Origin of the sequence: Nocardiopsis dassonvillei (genome assembly GCF_964273065.1) — a bacterium.
Classification (GTDB): Bacteria; Actinomycetota; Actinomycetes; order Streptosporangiales; family Streptosporangiaceae; genus Nocardiopsis; species Nocardiopsis dassonvillei_B.
On record NZ_OZ186815.1, the window covers coordinates 4,470,093 to 4,485,062 of the forward strand.

Annotated in this window: 15 protein-coding genes; 8 read left to right on the forward strand and 7 right to left on the reverse strand. The window is 73.3% G+C overall.

Translation table 11 applies throughout. From position 1 onward, the window contains the following. The first annotated feature begins 36 nt into the window (after positions 1-36). The gene (locus ACSUPR_RS20055) at positions 37-1,260 is read left to right on the forward strand and encodes an ROK family transcriptional regulator (protein ID WP_436886239.1); all 1,224 of its coding nucleotides are present in this window, start codon (positions 37-39) and stop codon (positions 1,258-1,260) included. Positions 1,261-1,345: 85 nt separating this feature from the next. On the opposite strand, the gene ACSUPR_RS20060 is transcribed toward ACSUPR_RS20055, so the two are convergent. Then, the gene (locus tag ACSUPR_RS20060; RefSeq protein ID WP_436886240.1) at positions 1,346-1,891 is read right to left on the reverse strand and encodes a DUF6069 family protein; all 546 of its coding nucleotides are present in this window, start codon (positions 1,889-1,891) and stop codon (positions 1,346-1,348) included. Positions 1,892-2,018: 127 nt separating this feature from the next. Between ACSUPR_RS20060 and alr the strand changes: the two genes are divergently transcribed. The 5 genes from alr to tsaD all read left to right on the forward strand — a co-directional run bounded on the left by alr (position 2,019) and on the right by tsaD (position 6,076). Further along, complete coding sequence (gene alr / locus ACSUPR_RS20065; protein ID WP_436886241.1) at positions 2,019-3,146, forward strand: alanine racemase; 1,128 nt, start codon at positions 2,019-2,021, stop codon at positions 3,144-3,146. A gap of 193 nt (positions 3,147-3,339) precedes the next feature. Then, the gene (gene tsaE, locus ACSUPR_RS20070; RefSeq protein WP_436886242.1) at positions 3,340-3,852 is read left to right on the forward strand and encodes a tRNA (adenosine(37)-N6)-threonylcarbamoyltransferase complex ATPase subunit type 1 TsaE; all 513 of its coding nucleotides are present in this window, start codon (positions 3,340-3,342) and stop codon (positions 3,850-3,852) included. A 4-nt stretch (positions 3,853-3,856) separates the two neighbouring features. Next, a complete protein-coding gene (gene tsaB, locus ACSUPR_RS20075) occupies positions 3,857-4,534 on the forward strand; it encodes a tRNA (adenosine(37)-N6)-threonylcarbamoyltransferase complex dimerization subunit type 1 TsaB (RefSeq protein WP_436886243.1) in 678 nt (225 codons plus the stop codon). A gap of 68 nt (positions 4,535-4,602) precedes the next feature. Beyond that, complete coding sequence (rimI, locus tag ACSUPR_RS20080; RefSeq protein WP_436892068.1) at positions 4,603-5,043, forward strand: ribosomal protein S18-alanine N-acetyltransferase; 441 nt, start codon at positions 4,603-4,605, stop codon at positions 5,041-5,043. Then, positions 5,036-6,076 carry a tRNA (adenosine(37)-N6)-threonylcarbamoyltransferase complex transferase subunit TsaD gene (gene tsaD, locus ACSUPR_RS20085; RefSeq protein ID WP_436886244.1) on the forward strand — a complete coding sequence of 347 codons (1,041 nt, stop codon included), beginning with the start codon at positions 5,036-5,038 and terminating at the stop codon, positions 6,074-6,076. The genes rimI and tsaD overlap by 8 nt, the downstream gene beginning before the upstream one ends. Positions 6,077-6,365: 289 nt before the next feature. Here the strand turns inward: tsaD and ACSUPR_RS20090 are convergent, their stop codons facing one another. After that, positions 6,366-6,965: a TetR/AcrR family transcriptional regulator gene (locus tag ACSUPR_RS20090; protein ID WP_436886245.1), complete on the reverse strand. Its 600-nt coding sequence runs from the start codon at positions 6,963-6,965 to the stop codon at positions 6,366-6,368. Between the two features lie 160 nt (positions 6,966-7,125). On the opposite strand from ACSUPR_RS20090, the gene ACSUPR_RS20095 reads away from it, so the two are divergent. Together ACSUPR_RS20095 and ACSUPR_RS20100 are read left to right on the forward strand one after the other, a co-directional pair. Beyond that, positions 7,126-7,692 (forward strand): DUF4386 family protein, encoded by a 567-nt coding sequence (locus tag ACSUPR_RS20095; protein WP_436886246.1) that lies wholly within the window; start codon positions 7,126-7,128, stop codon positions 7,690-7,692. A 757-nt stretch (positions 7,693-8,449) separates the two neighbouring features. Continuing rightward, positions 8,450-11,488, forward strand: coding sequence for a glycosyl hydrolase (locus tag ACSUPR_RS20100; RefSeq protein ID WP_436886247.1), 3,039 nt, complete (start codon positions 8,450-8,452; stop codon positions 11,486-11,488). A 160-nt stretch (positions 11,489-11,648) separates the two neighbouring features. Here ACSUPR_RS20100 and ACSUPR_RS20105 read toward each other — a convergent pair whose 3' ends face one another. From ACSUPR_RS20105 to ACSUPR_RS20125, 5 genes are all read right to left on the reverse strand, one after another. Next, a complete protein-coding gene (locus ACSUPR_RS20105; protein WP_436886248.1) occupies positions 11,649-12,509 on the reverse strand; it encodes a hypothetical protein in 861 nt (286 codons plus the stop codon). A 79-nt stretch (positions 12,510-12,588) separates the two neighbouring features. Continuing rightward, entirely contained in the window at positions 12,589-13,029 is a 441-nt protein-coding gene (locus ACSUPR_RS20110; protein ID WP_436886249.1) for an ATP-binding protein, read from the reverse strand. Beyond that, on the reverse strand, positions 13,026-13,622 hold the full coding sequence (locus tag ACSUPR_RS20115; RefSeq protein ID WP_436886250.1) for a hypothetical protein: 597 nt from the start codon (positions 13,620-13,622) through the stop codon (positions 13,026-13,028). Before ACSUPR_RS20115 ends, ACSUPR_RS20110 begins: the two co-directional genes overlap by 4 nt. A gap of 278 nt (positions 13,623-13,900) precedes the next feature. Further along, positions 13,901-14,074: a DUF397 domain-containing protein gene (locus ACSUPR_RS20120; protein WP_436886251.1), complete on the reverse strand. Its 174-nt coding sequence runs from the start codon at positions 14,072-14,074 to the stop codon at positions 13,901-13,903. Further along, positions 14,071-14,838 carry a Scr1 family TA system antitoxin-like transcriptional regulator gene (locus tag ACSUPR_RS20125; RefSeq protein ID WP_436886252.1) on the reverse strand — a complete coding sequence of 256 codons (768 nt, stop codon included), beginning with the start codon at positions 14,836-14,838 and terminating at the stop codon, positions 14,071-14,073. Before ACSUPR_RS20125 ends, ACSUPR_RS20120 begins: the two co-directional genes overlap by 4 nt. Positions 14,839-14,970 lie beyond the last annotated feature (132 nt).

The following is a 14,970-nucleotide window of genomic DNA, read 5'->3' on the forward strand; positions in this document are numbered from 1 at the left end:
AGGGCCGGTCAATAGATCCTGTGCTTGACTTGTCCCATGACGGAAGATGCGCTGACCGGTCCGGCGGTCCACGGACTCCGGGCCGCTCCCACCACCACCGCGCCCGGGGCGGGGACCCTGCTCCGGCTCCTGCGCGACGGCCGCCCCCGCACCCGCTCCGAGCTGGCCGGGGCCACCGGTCTGGCCCGCTCGACCGTCACCCAGCGGGTGGACGCGCTCCTCGCCAGCGGCCTCATCGGCCCCGCGGGCGAGGCCGTCTCCACCGGCGGGCGCCCGCCCACCACGTTCTCCTTCCGCCCGCGGGCCCGGGTCGTCCTCGCCGCCGACCTGGGCGCCACCCACGCCCGGCTGGCCCTCACCGACATGGCCGCCGACGTCATCGCCGAGGAGCGCGCCGACCTCGACATCGCCCTGGGCCCCGAGCGCGTCCTCGACTGGGTGGTGGAGCACGGCCGCGCCCTGCTCGCCCGGGCCGACCGCGACGTCTCCGAGCTGCTGGGCCTGGGCATCGGCCTGCCCGGCCCCGTCCAGCACTCCACCGGCCGGGCCGTCAACCCGCCGATCATGCCCGGCTGGGACGGCTTCGACGTGCCCGGCTACGTCGGCGGGCGGCTGGCCGTGCCGGTACTGGTCGACAACGACGTCAACATCATGGCGATCGGCGAGCACCACACCGCCTGGCCCACCGCCAGCCACCTCATGTTCGTCAAGGTCGCCACCGGCATCGGCTGCGGCATAGTCAGCGAGGGGCACGTGTACCGGGGCGCCCAGGGCGCGGCCGGGGACATGGGGCACATCCACGTCCCCAGCGGTGCCGACAGGCCCTGCCGGTGCGGCAACACCGGCTGCCTGGAGGCCGTCGCCAGCGGCGCCGCCCTGGCGGAGTCCCTCACCGCCGAGGGGGTGCCCGCCCACGGCGCCCGCGACGTGGTGGAACTGGCCCGCAACGGGTCCGTCCCGGCGCTGCGCGCCCTGCGCCAGGCGGGCCGCGACATCGGCGAGGTGCTGGCCGCGTCCGTCAACATGTTCAACCCGTCGGTCATCGTCATCGGCGGCGCGCTGGCCCTGGCCGGGGACCACCTGCTGGCCGGGGTCCGCGAGGTCATCTACCAGCGGTCGCTGCCGCTGGCCACCGAGCACCTGAACATCGTGTCGTCGGCCGCCGCCGAGAGCGCGGGCGTGGTCGGCGCCGCGGTCCTGGTCATCGAGCACTGCCTGAGCCCGGAGCACGCCGACCGCCTCATCGCCGGCACCGCCTGACCGCTCCGGCCCGGACACGCGGAGGGGGGCGGAGCCCTTCGGCTCCGCCCCCCGTTCTCCCGCGTCATGACCCTGGGTCAGGGAGTCACAGGCCCCGCGGTTCCCCCGGGGACTCGGTCGGTTCCCGGCGGGGTTCGCGGACCTCGGGCAGGATGCCCTCCTGGTGCAGGACCGGCTTCTCACCGGCCGGGCGCCTGCCGCGGACCACGGCGGTCCGCGCCACGCTGTTCACCAGGATGGCGATGGCCACGCCCGTGACCAGGTTGATCACGGCGGTGGCGGTCTGGCTGTCGCCCGGCGCGCCCTGGGTGAAGGGGGTGACCACCGCGAGAGCGGTGATCAGCCCTATGATCCAGACGAAGAAGGCGCGGGCGCGCGGCGCCGCCACCAGCAGCAGGTGCATCAGGGCCGTGGCCGCCAGTGCGGCGACTCCCGCCATGAAGGCGTACGCCACGGTCCCCGCGTCACCGAGGTAACCGGCCTCCTCCGGGGCCAGCACCGGAACCCCCAGGGCACCCCTGAAGAACAGGGTGCCCACCAGGACCACCAGTGCGGCCACCACCGCCGTCGCCAGGCCGCCCGTCCACAGGCGGACCGCGTTGACGGGTCGTTCAGTTGCGAACTCGCTCATGCCGTTACCCCCAGATACGGCCTCGAGTATCGTCGCACTCCGTACACATCCGGATACGTCCGAACTCGGTCGTAGCCCACATACCCGAAGCTCCGCGCAGGTAACCCATACGTGGAAGACTGGGAGCATGGCTCACTTCGCGCACGCCCGCGTCGACCTGGACGCGATCGCCCACAACGCACGGCTGCTCCGCGAGCGCGCCGGCGGGGCGGCGCTCATGGGCGTGGTCAAGGCCGACGGCTACGGGCACGGCATGCTGCCCGCCGCCCGCGCGCTGCTGGCGGGCGGGGCGACGTGGCTGGGCACCGCGTTCATCCACGAGGCGCTCGGGCTGCGCGCGGCCGGGATCACCGCACCCGTACTGGCCTGGATCATCCCGCCCGGCGAACCCGTGGACCGGGCCGTGGAGAACGACATCGACCTGGGGGTCGGCGACGCGTCCGTGCTGGACACCGTGGTGGCGCAGGCCCGCCGCCTGGGCCGCACCGCGCGGGTGCAGCTCAAGATCGACACGGGCCTCAACCGGGGCGGCGTCGGCCGGGCCGAGTGGGGCTCCCTGGTGGAGGCGGCCGCCCGCGCCGAGGAGGCCGGGCACCTGCGGGTGAGCGGGATCTGGTCGCACTTCGCCTGCGCGGACGAGCCCGGGCACCCCTCGATCGCCGCCCAGCTCTCGGTGTTCCACGACGCGCTGGAGGCCGCCGACAAGGTCGGTCTCGCACCCGAGGTGCGCCACATCGCCAACTCGGCCGCCCTGCTCACCCTGCCGGAGGCGCGTTTCGACCTCGTCCGCGGCGGAATCGCGAGTTACGGCCTTTCCCCCATCCCGGATTACGACGTGCCCGGATTGCGGCCCGCGATGACCCTGCGTGCCCGCGTGGCACTCACCAAGCGGGTGCCGCCCGGCAGCGGCGTCTCCTACGGGCACCGCTACGTCACCGACCGCGAGACCACCCTGGCCCTGGTGCCCCTGGGATACGCCGACGGCGTGCCCCGGGCCGCCACCAACAGGGGGCCGGTGCTGCTCGGCGGCCGCGAGCGCGTCATCTCGGGAACAGTGTGCATGGACCAGTTCGTTGTCGACGTGGGCGACGACGAGGTGGCCGCCGGGGAGTACGCGGTGCTGTTCGGCGACCCCGCCGGGCACCCGGGGGCACCGAGCGCCCAGGACTGGGCCCGGGTCCTGGACACCATCCCGTACGAGATCGTCACCCGGGTGGGGCCCCGGGTCCCGCGCGAGTACGTCGGCGGCACCTGACCCGCGGCGGACGACCGCGCGCCGGCCGCGTTCCGGCCCGTCCGGACGCCGCAGTGCCGACCGCGGCCGATCGTCCACAGCCGGACACAGGTCCCGTCCGACCCGCCTAACCTGGGATGGAGGGGACGCCCGAGGTCGTGCCCCGCCCCGGTCGGCCACCGCCCGAACCGTACCGACGAGCCTTGCGAGCCCGATGACTGACGTGACGACCACGACGAAAGCGCCCACCGCGGTCACCGCCGCCACCGACGGCGCCATGCGCGCCCTCGGCCGCGCCCTGGCCGGTCTCAGCCGCCCCGGCGACCTGCTGATCCTCTCGGGCCCGCTGGGCGCGGGCAAGACCACCCTCACCCAGGGCCTGGGCCGGGGACTGGGCGTGCGCGGCTCGGTCACCTCCCCGACCTTCGTCATCTCCCGGATCCACCCCTCCCTGACCGGCGGCCCGTCCCTGGTCCACGTGGACGCCTACCGGCTGGGCGGGCCCGACGAGATCGACGACATCGACCTCGACATGACCCTCCCCGACTCCGTCACCGTCGTGGAGTGGGGCGAGGGCGTCGCCGAGGGGCTGTCCGACGACCGGTTGGAGATCCGGATCGAGCGCCACCCCGACGACACCCGCACCGTCCACCTCACCCCGGTCGGCGACCGCTGGGCGGACGTCGCCCTGCCCGTCGCCGTCGACGACGAGAACACGGAAGACTAGACCCGTGCTGCTCCTGGCCTTCGACACCGCCACCCCCGCCGTCACCGCCGCCATCGGCGAGTCCGGCGCGGACGGCGCCTTCACCCTGCGCGCGAGCGCGTCCTCGGTGGACGCCCGCCGCCACGGCGAACTGCTCTCGCCGACCATCCGGCGGCTCACCGCGGAGGCCGGGGTCGCCCTGGCCGACCTCGACGCGGTCGCCGTCGGGATCGGCCCCGGCCCCTACACAGGCCTGCGCGTGGGGCTGGCCACGGGCAACGCCCTGGCCGACGCGCTCGGCGTCCCCTGCCACGGGGTGGCCACCCTGGACGCACTGGCCTTCGCCACCGGGCGCACCGGACCCTTCGTCGCCATGACCGACGCCCGCCGCAAGGAGGTGTTCTGGGCGCGCTACGACGACCGCCTCACCCGGGTGGGCGAGGTCGCCGTGGACCGCCCGGCCGACCTCGACACCGGCGGGCTGCCGCTGGTGGGCGAGGGCGCCCGCATGTACGCCGACGTGTTCGGGGCGGCCGCCGCCGCTCCGGAGCCGGTGCACCCCGACGCCGCCGCCCTGGCCGAGCTCGCCCTGTACCGGCTGCACCGCGGCGAGGACCTCCCGGCCCCCGAACCGCTCTACCTGCGCCGCCCCGACGCGGTGGTGCCCGGAGCCCCGAAGAAGGTCCGCCAGTGGGTGAAGTGACACCGGTGCGCGACACCGCCCTGGACGCCGTGCGCACCGCCCCGCCCGAGGGCGTGGTCCTGCGCCCGATGACCGCCGACGACGTCGACGCCGTCATGTCGCTGGAACGCTCCCTCTTCCCGGAGGACGCCTGGAGCGAGGGGATGCTCCGCGACGAGCTCGCCGAGACCGCCACCCGCCGCTACACCGTGGCGGTCGCCGACGACGACGCCCTGGTCGGCTACGCCGGGCTGCGCTTCGTCCCGCCCGAGGGGGACGTGCAGACCATGGCCGTCGCCCGGGAGGCCTGGGGCACGGGGGTCGGCGGGGCGCTGCTCACCGAGCTGCTCGACCAGGCGGCCCGGCGCGGTGTGCGCGACATGTTCCTGGAGGTGCGCTCGGACAACCCGCGCGCCCAGAAGCTCTACGCCCGCTTCGGATTCGAGCGGATCGGAGTCCGGCGCGGCTACTACAACGGGGCGGACGCCCTGGTCATGCGGCGCATCGCCGAGGAGGCTACCCATGAGTGACCGCGACCTGCCGCTCGTCCTGGGCATCGAGACGTCCTGTGACGAGACCGGCGTCGGCCTCGTGCGCGGCTGCGAGCTGCTCGGCGAGTCGGTGGCCTCCAGCGTCGAGCAGCACGTCCGCTTCGGCGGGGTGGTGCCCGAGGTGGCCAGCCGCGCCCACCTGGAGGCCATGACGCCCACCGTGCACCGGGCGCTGGACTCGGCGGGCGTCGGGCTGGCCGACGTCGACGCGATCGCCGTCACCGCGGGCCCCGGCCTGGCCGGGGCGCTGCTGGTGGGGGTGTCCGCCGCCAAGGCGTACGCGATGGCCCTGGACAAGCCGCTGTACGGGGTCAACCACCTGGTCGGGCACGTGGCCGTGGACCAGCTGGAGCACGGGCCGCTGCCCAAGCCCGCCATCGCCCTGCTCGTCTCCGGCGGGCACACCTCGCTGCTGCTGGTCAACGACCTGGCCACCGACGTGGTCTCGCTGGGCGACACCGTGGACGACGCCGCGGGCGAGGCCTACGACAAGGTGGCCCGGCTGCTCGACCTTCCCTACCCGGGCGGGCCGCCCATCGACCGGGCGGCGCAGCAGGGGGACTCCAGGGCGATCCGGTTCCCGCGCGGCAAGTGGGGGGACGGCACGTACGACTTCTCGTTCTCGGGGCTCAAGACGGCCGTCGCCCGCCACGTGGAGGACGCAGACCGCCGGGGCGAGCCGCTGGTGGTCGCCGACATCGCCGCCGCGTTCCAGGACTCGGTGGTGGACGTGCTCACCCGCAAGGCCGTGGACGCCTGCGTGGAGCACGGCGTGAGCACCCTCGTGATCAGCGGCGGCGTGGCGGCCAACTCGGCGCTGCGCGCCCTCGCCGAGCAGCGCTGCCGCGAGGCGGGCATCACGCTGCGCGTGCCCCGGCCCCGGCTGTGCACCGACAACGGCGCGATGATCGCCGCCCTGGGCGCGGAGGTCGTGGCGGCGGGGCTGCCGCCGTCGTCGCTGGACCTGGCCACGGACACCTCCCTGCCGGTGGGGTCCCCGCTGGCCCGCTAGGGCGACCCGTACCGCCCGCGAAGGGGCTCCGGAGCGCCGCTCCGGGGCCCCTTCGCCTTTCCGTGCGGCCCCGCCGGCCGTGTACGACCGCGCGGGGCGCCTCGTTCCCGGGGGCCGTTCCTCCGCCCGGATCCTGCTCCGGTGCCCGGCACCGCCGTCCTCGCCGCCCGGACGACCGCGTCCCCGGCGGCCGTCCGCGCGCCCGGAGTGCCCCCGGGTCGAGGACCTGTCGTGCCGCCGCCTCGGGGATCCGTTCCGGGTCGGGGCGGACCGGGGGCTCCATCGGGGTTCAGGGGTCCGCGAGCGCTCCGACCGCGTCGAGGACCAGGTCGAGACCGGGCTCGAAGTGCCCGCCGAAGGCGTGGTCGGCCCGCATCAGGTGTACGGAGGCGAACCCGGCCAGGTGCGGATACCGCTCCTGGTCGAAGCCGGCCATGACCGACCTCACCACCTCGGCGGTGCCGCGCCGGTCGTCGAGGGGCAGCGACGCCTCCTGCAGCACGAAGCCGTAGACGTAGGCGTCGATGATCGCGTAGGCGCGCTCGGTCATCGCCGGCGAGAACCCGCTGTTCATCAGTACGCCGACCACCGAGTCATGGTGGCGGAGGGTGGCCGGCCCCGGCGCCGTCCGCGTGTCCATCAGGGCCAGCGCCCACGGATGCCGGGCCAGGACCGTGCGTGCAGAGACGGCGCGCCGACGTATCTCGGCCCGCCACGGCCTGTCGACATCCGGCAGGTCGATCCGGCCGAACACGAGGTCGACCATGCCGTCCAGCAGGTCCTCCTTGCCGCGGACGTAGTGGTACAGCGACATCGGTTTCACGTCCAGCGCCTGCGCCAGCGACCGCATCGTCACCGCCCCCAGTCCGTCGGTGTCGGCGAGGGCCACCGCGGAAGCCAGGATCCGGTCGCGGTCCAGGGGATTCGGCCTCCGGGAACCCCCGCCCCGTGCGGTTTCGGACACGTGAACCTCACTCAGCAGCATTGACAGCCCGGATGCCCGACTCTATCGTACTTAGTAAACGTACTAAGTACGACAGGAGCGCCCCGTGTCCCATCGCAATGCCGGCCGACTGGCCGGCGCCCTCTTCCTGGCAGCGTTCCTCTTCTACGGCGGCGGCAGCGCGCTCGCCGACCGCCCCCTCGGCCTGGGGCTCATGCTCCTCAACTCCGCCGCGGTGGCGACGATCGGCGCCGCGGCCTTTCGCGCCCTGCGGGAGGCCGCACCGCGCACCGCCTGGTCCTATCTGACCGTCAGGCTCCTGGAGGCCGTCCTGCTCGCCCTCGGCACGCTGTTCCTGGCCTTCGGGCCGGCCGCGGGCAATGACATCGTGTACGGGGCCGCCATGCTCGTGCTCGGCGTGGGCAGCATCCCGTTCTGCCGCGCGCTGGCGGCGCAGCGGTGGGCGCCCCGCTGGTTCGCCGGATGGGGTGTCCTCGGATACGCCCTGCTCGCCGCCGGCGCGATGCTGGAGTTCGCCGTCGCCGGTGCCGGGGTCCTCCTCGCGATCCCCGGCGGGCTCTTCGAGATCGCCCTCGGGCTGCTGCTGCTCCGGCGGGGGTTCTCGGAACCGGCCGACCGCCGCGTGCCGGAACCGGTCACGAAAGCCACCTGACCGCCGAAGGCCGCCCCGGCCGCCCCGGCCGGTCGGCGCCCCGCAGGCGGGTGCGCACGGCCCGCCCGCGGGGCGGCCCCCGGAGCGGTGCGCCGACCGGGCCCCCGCGTCCGGCGGCGCCCGTCCGCACTCCTCCGGGATCCCGTGCGCTCCTCGGTGGGCGGGCGAACGGACCTCCGGGACGGGCGGGGCCGCCCGCGGGAAGGGGGTGCGTGCCGACAGCAGCCGCGGTCCGCGGCCTTCGTGGACGCTTCGGCATGGGGGAGCGCCGTCGCCGCGGTGGTGCCCGGTGCCGTCCCACCGGTGGCCCGTTCCCGGGGAGGCGGGTCCTCCCCCGGTTCTTCGGGGCCGGAGCGCGAAGGCGGAGGAGGGGGTCCGCCGGGCCGCGGCGGCGGACGCCCTCCCGTCGGCGGGGTTCCCGCCGACCAGCCGACCCGACCCCGTCAGGGGCCCCGGAGCACCGCTCCGGGGCCCCTTCGCCTTTCCGTACGAGCCGGGTGGGGGCGGGTGGGAGGGGGTTTCTGTGAAACGTTCGAATCTCTGGGGGCCGCGGATGCTCTCCGGCGCTGGAGTGTCCACCCAGATGGCAGGTTTCTTGTGCCTTGAGTGGCCGATGGTGCCGGTGGGGGTATTGCCTGGATCACACCGGTCTTGGTAGTTTCTGTGAAACGTTTTAATAGGTGGTTCCCCACCACTGCGCGCGCATCCTCCCCACCCCCGAGCCCACGCCGCCCCCGCGGCGCGGAAAGGAGCCCCCATGCGTGACCCGGCAGCCCCCGACCGGCGACCGGACGGCGTCGCCCGCCGGTCCTTCCTCGGCCTGGGCGCCGCCGCGGGCGCGGTCGCCGCCTTCGGCCTTCCGGCGTCCCCGGCGGCCGCGGCCGCCGCACTCCCCGCGGCCCCCGCCCGCAGGGCGTTCGCGGACGCGTTCGTCGACCCGGCCGCCGCCGCGCGGGCCCGGTTCCGCTGGTGGTGGCCGCACGGCCTGGTCGACCTCCGCGAGATCGAGCGGGAGGTCGACCAGATCGCCGACGCCGGATTCGGCGGCATGGAGATCGCCGACGTCCACCACAGCTCCACCGAGCACCTGGACCCCGGGGGCCACGGCTGGGGAACCGACGCCTGGCGCGCGGCCCTGGAGACCGCGCTCGCCCGGGCGGAGCGGCGCGGCGTGGCGATGGACATCACCATCGGCCCGTCCTGGCCCGCCGCCGTCCCCACCGTCACCCCCCAGGACACGGCCGCCGCCCGCGAACTCGCCCACGGCAGGCACTTCCTCGCCTCGGGGGAGAGCGTCGGCGGGGCACTGCCGGAACCGGTCGTCGAACCCGCCGCCGGGGTGACGGAGCGGACCCTGGTCGCCGTGCAGGCCGTGCGCCTGGCGGACGGCGCCACCCCCCAGGACAGGGTGTGCGCGCTCGTCCCCGACACCCTGGTCGACCTCACCGGCGACGTGGAGGGGGAGGAGCTGTCCTGGACCGCCCCCGGCGACGGAGACGGCTCCACCTGGGTCCTCCTGGCCTACTGGGAGCGCGGCTCCGGGCAGCGCCCGGAGGGCGGTCCGCACACCGAGCCGGTCTCCTACGTGGTCGACCACTTCGGCGCGGCGGGCGCCCGGGCGGTCACCGACTTCTGGGAGGAGAACATCCTCACCGACCGGGTGCGCGAGCTCCTGGCGGGCCCCGCGGGCGGATCGATCTTCGAGGACTCCATCGAGATGGAGACCGAGGCCACCCTGTGGACCCACGGTCTGCCCGAGTCCTTCCGGGACCACCACGGCTACGACGTCCTGCCCTACCTGCCCGTCCTGGTGCGCGTGGACGAGAGGAAGGTCTTCACCTTCGACCCCGACACCGACCGCCGGGCCCTGGACGACTTCAACGACCTGCTCGGCCAGGCGTACATCGACCACCACGTCCTCCCGCTGCGGGACTGGGCGCACGGCCTGGGCATGACCTACCGCATCCAGCCCTACGGTCTCCAGACCGACGCCCTGGCCAAGACGGCCCTGGTCGACATCGCCGAGGGCGAGTCGCTCGGGTTCAAGAACCTCGACGACTTCCGCTCCCTGGCCGGCGGCCGGGACCTGGCGGGGAAGAAGATCCTCTCCAGCGAGGCCGGCGCGGTCTACGGCGGCTCCTACAGCACCACGTGGGAGCAGACGGTGCGGACCATCTCCCGGGAGTACTCCGCGGGCGTCAACCTGGCCGTCCTGCACGGGTTCTCCTACGCCGACGCCCCCGGGGCGCAGTGGCCGGGCTTCGCCGCCTTCACCCCCTACGGCGGCACCGGGGTGGGGTACAGCGAGTCCTGGGGGCCGCGCCACCCGACCTGGCAGCACGTCCCCGACATCGCCGGGTTCTTCGCCCGCGCCCAGTACGTGCTCCAGTGGGGCACGTCCAAGGCGGACGTCGTCTTCCTGCGGCAGAAGGGCTACGCGGGCTCGGGCTTCGGAGCCGCCCACTTCAGCTCCGTCGGGGTCCGCCAGGGGTGGACCCACCAGTTCGCGGGCCCCCGCCTGCTGGAGATCACCGACCCGAAGGTGGCGGACGGGCGGCTGGCACCGGACGGCCCCGGCTACAGCCTGCTGGTGTTCGAGGGCGACGCCTTCAACGGCAGGGTGCCCACCCTCCCGACGGAGACGGCGCGGCGCCTGCTCGGATACGCCCGCGACGGCCTGAAGATCCTGGTGGTCGGCGACTGGAGCGCACCGCAGCAGCCCGGTATCGACCAGGACGGGGCCGCGGAACTGGCCGGGGTCGTGGCCGACCTGCTCGCCGAGCCCACCGTCCACCGGGTCGGGACCCGCGAGGAGATCCCCGCGGGCCTGTCCGCCCTGGACGCCCGGCCCGACGTGTCCTACGCCGAGGCGTCGCCCCTGCTGCACGCCCGCCGCCGGGGCGAGGACATGGAGCTGTACTACTTCACCAACGGATCCGACACGGCGGCCGTGGACCACGAGGTCACCCTCTCCACCACGGTCGACGAGGCATACCCGTTCTCCCTGGACCTGTGGACCGGCCGCATCGAGCCGCTGCCGCTGCACCGCGCCGGGGAGGGCACGGTCACCGTTCCGGTGCGACTGGCCCCGGGGGCCTCCGCGGTCATCGCCCTGGCCCGCCCGACCTGGGGCGCCCAGCTGGGGGCCGCGGGGGACCGGGTGCCCCCGGGGCGGCTGAGGAAGCTGAGGCTGTCGTCCACGGAAGCCGACGCCGTGCGCGTGGTCGACGGGGCCGCCGTGGTCCGGATGTCCGAGCCGGGCACCTGCACGACGACCTACGCCGACGGCTCGACGGTGCGGAGCACCGTCGACCGGGTCGGCCCGGAGCTGGAGCTCACCGCCTGGGAGCTGGAGGTGGAGGACTGGCGGCCGGGCGGTTCGGCCACCGAGACCGAGGTGCGGTCCCACGACCTCTCCCTGACCGGGCTCGCGCCGTGGACGGAGATCGACGGCCTGGCCGACGTCTCCGGCATCGGCCGGTACACGACCACGGTGGAACTGGGCGAGGGGTGGACGGGCGGTCACGGCGCCCATCTCGACCTCGGCCGGGTGAGCGACACGTTCCGCGTGACGGTCAACGGCACCGCCCTGCCGCCCTGCGACCGGCTGACCACCTCGGTCGACGTCGGCCCGTGGCTGCGTGCCGGGGAGAACACCATCGAGGTGGAGGTCGCCACGACCCTCATCAACCGGATGCGGGTCTTCCGGCCCGAGGTCTACGGCGGGGTGCGCCGCCAGGAGTACGGGCTGCTCGGTCCGGTCCGGCTGGTGCCCTACGGCCAGACGGCCCTGTGATCCGTGTGCGGCCCGGGGACCCTCCCCGGGCCGCACACGGCGCCGGCGCCGCACGCGGCCGCGGCCGCCGCCGACGGCGGAGCGCCCCCCGCTCAGCGAGGGGGCGCCCGGTGGGTCGGGTTCCCGAAGGCCGGACCAGGGTCCTCGGGTGGCTGTGACGTCAGTCGAAGAGGTCCTCGGCGCGGTCGACGCGGACGGCCCTGCGCACCCAGGAGTTCAGGGTGTCCAGATCGTCACAGGACTCGATCCGAGCGCGAACGTCCGCGGAGACCACCAGCCCCCGCTCCTCCAAGAAGAGGATCACGCTGGCAGCGACACCCTTCTCCATGCCCTCTTCGCGGCCGATGCCGACGTACTTACGGGCGAAGTCGCTCTGCCACTCGTAGGTCTCCACAGACATCAAGTCCTCCAAGTATTTCCGGGCGGCGGTCGACCGCCCGGCCAGCACATAGTCATAGTAGAACGCGCGGTCATCCGAGGTCACGACATCCAGAGCGGCCATCACCGCGTCCAGGGCCCGGTGATCGGCATCCCCGTGCGCCTTGGCCGACAGCACCGCCAACTCCGGTAGCACCCGTGCCTGCAACGGGTCCACCACCAAAGGTGTGCGACCCGGCCCCAGCACCACCGGTGTCATCCGGTCCCCGGGATACCCCGTGGCGATGGGCCCCGTGTAGTAGTGGGCCAGCGCATCGGTGGGGCACAGGACGAGCAGTACCGTCGGACAGCCCACCTGGGAACGCACCGTCGCGTGGTACACCGGCCAGGTCCAGAACTTGTCCTCCTCCCGCTTGTGCCGGCGCTCCACCACCACCGCCAGGACCTTCTCGGTGCCGTTGCGCAACACGTAGGCGCCGTCGGCGTTGTAGACCCGGGGTCTGCTGTCGGTGCACTCGGCCGAGGTATGCGTGACCTCGGTGAACTCCGGCAGCTCGAAACCCACACCCTCCAGCAGGGGCACCACCAGCTCGGGTGCGTTCCGAAAGATCTTCAGGGGGATCTCATGCTCTTCGCCTGGCATCGAACCTCTTCTCATCACTCGTTGCGGACTCAAGGGGGAGGGGGAGGGGCCGCGGGCGGGTGCCCGCGGCCCGGAGGACTCATCCGGTGTCGGGGAGGGCGAACGCGGCCCAGGTGTGGCGGCCCAGGTCGCAGCACTCGCACACCGGCGCGTGCCCCCACACGGTGGCGGTGGCTTCGATCAGCAGCAGACCGCGCCCGCCCTCGGCCAGCGCCCACTCCTGCACCGTCCGGGTGCGGGGGATCTGCGGGATACGGCCGCCGGAGTCGCCGTCGTCGGTGAAGCCGACGCACACCCGGCCCCCGATCGCCCACAGCGTCCGGATCACCTGCCCGCCCGCACGCCCCGAGGCGGTGTACCTGACGCAGTTGGTGAAGAGCTCGCTGCCGCACAGCACCACCGCATCCACCGTGTCCGGGGCGAACCCGTCCAGGTCCGCGGCCAGGTCGGCGCGCATCCGGGCCGGCTCCGAGACGGCCCCGGTGTAGCGGCGGGGAGGCCAGGCACACACCCCCCTCATGCCCCCACCCCCGCGGTGTGCTCACGGCGGCGCTGCTGTGCCACCCAGGTCCGGACCGCCTTTTGCAGATCGGCCAGGTCCGGGGGCACCAACGGGCCGGGCACGGATGTCGACCCGGGTGCGGTGGGTGCGGTGGGTGCGGTGGGTGCGGTGGGTGCGGTGGGTGCGGTGGGTGCGAGCAGGTCCCCGGCGGGCATCGGGCGCGGTGCCGGAACACGCACGGGAGCAGGAGGTGGGGGAGGTTCTTTGGTCCAGCGGGCCAGTCGGGCACGGGCGTCGGCCTGCACGCGGTCCTCGTCGCTGCCGGCGAGGGAGCGCTCGTGCGCGGTGTAGTAGGGCCGGACCAGGGCGACGTCCTCGGCCGCGAAGACTTCGGCCGCCGTGGCCAGGGGCCGCGGTCGGGGGCGCTCGTCGGGGAGTCGGAGGGTGGGGCGTCGGGCCGGTCCGGGATTCGCGGCGTACCGGCGCACCCGCGCCGACCTGCGGCGGAGCCCGAGGAGGGGGGTCCGGGAGTGGCGGCCCCGGGAAGGGGAGAGGAGCGCTTGGAGCATGCGCAGGGCATGGCTCAAAAGCGCAGCGCTAAACTGGCTCACGCTGGCATTCCTTGGGTTAAGGGTTTGATGCTGGCCACGACCCCGGGCGCTAGCTAAGCGCCGCGGGGTCACTGTGTTCGGTTGTCGAGCAGAGATTATGCGATGGGAAAGACGATAGGGGCAGCTACGGGCGAGTAATGTCAGAAAACTTTATCGGATGGTGTTCGTGCAGGTAGGATGCCGTCTGGGAATTTTTCTGGCTTATGGCTCCAAAGGTGTTTTTCGGTCACTCGGGCATGAAAAAGCCCCCGCTTTCGCGGGGGCGGGTGTGGGCGGGGTCAGCGGTCGGTGCGGACTCCGGCGAGGAGGGCGGACCACTCGGTGGGGTCGAAGGTGAGGTGTCCGGCCACCCGGTTCTGGGTGTCGCGGACGTCCGCGCCATGGGAGCCCTCGCGTGCCTCGACACACTGACCGCTGGTGCTGCTGTAGCTGGACTTGTGCCAGTCGCTCAAAGTAGTTCCTCCAAGACCTTGCGGGATTCCCGGGCGGGGAGCGCGGATTGCATGAACCGCTTGGCCAGTTCCGTGAGGCGTTCAAGCCCCTCGCCCTCGCGGTACACGATATTGCCGTTCGCGTGATCGCTGCTCGCGACGATGGAGCCGTCCCGTAGCCGGAACACCAGAAGTGGGGAAGGCAGTCCTACCAAGATCGTCCCTTCCGGAATGATCAGCACTCGCACGCGCCCCGAGTCCAGCAGCCTCAGCAGGTGGGCTGCCTGCTCCTTACGCGCTTCCTCGGGGAAGGTCGTGAGGGCGGACACGGGGAAGACCGCAGTGATCTGGAGGTCCGGGACCTGTTCCAACCGTCCGCAGCGCAGTGCGGTGAGCCGGTCGATCTCCTTGGCGGGGAGGAACGGTTGTGCCTCGGTGAACACGATCTGTGCGTACTTCGGCGATTGGAGGATGCCCGGAACCGCCGGTAGCGGACAGATCCACTCGACGCTGATCCCTGTGCCCTCCAGTTCGGCCACGTCCGCACCCCACTCGGGCACCGCCTTTCCGCCCGCTGCGTTCCGCCACACTGCGAACAGCTTCCCTTGGGCGTCGAGGGCGCTGTCCAGCAGCTCTGCGTTCCGGCGCTTCGGGAGCACGACCCCACCCTCCCAGCGGCAGACCGAGGAGGCCGAGGTTCGGGCCTTGGATGCAAGCTGATATTGCGTCAGCCCTGCAATTTCACGGTAGCGAGTGAGGGTCTGCGCAAAGTCCTGTGCCGCCATATACCGGAGATTAGCTTCCTGCTTGCACGGCTGCCCGGGGAATCCAGGAAACATGTTGAACCCTGTGTAATCTCCAGGTCTTCCCGAACCCTGGAGTCATGGATGCAAGCGGTAACGACACATCACCTTCTG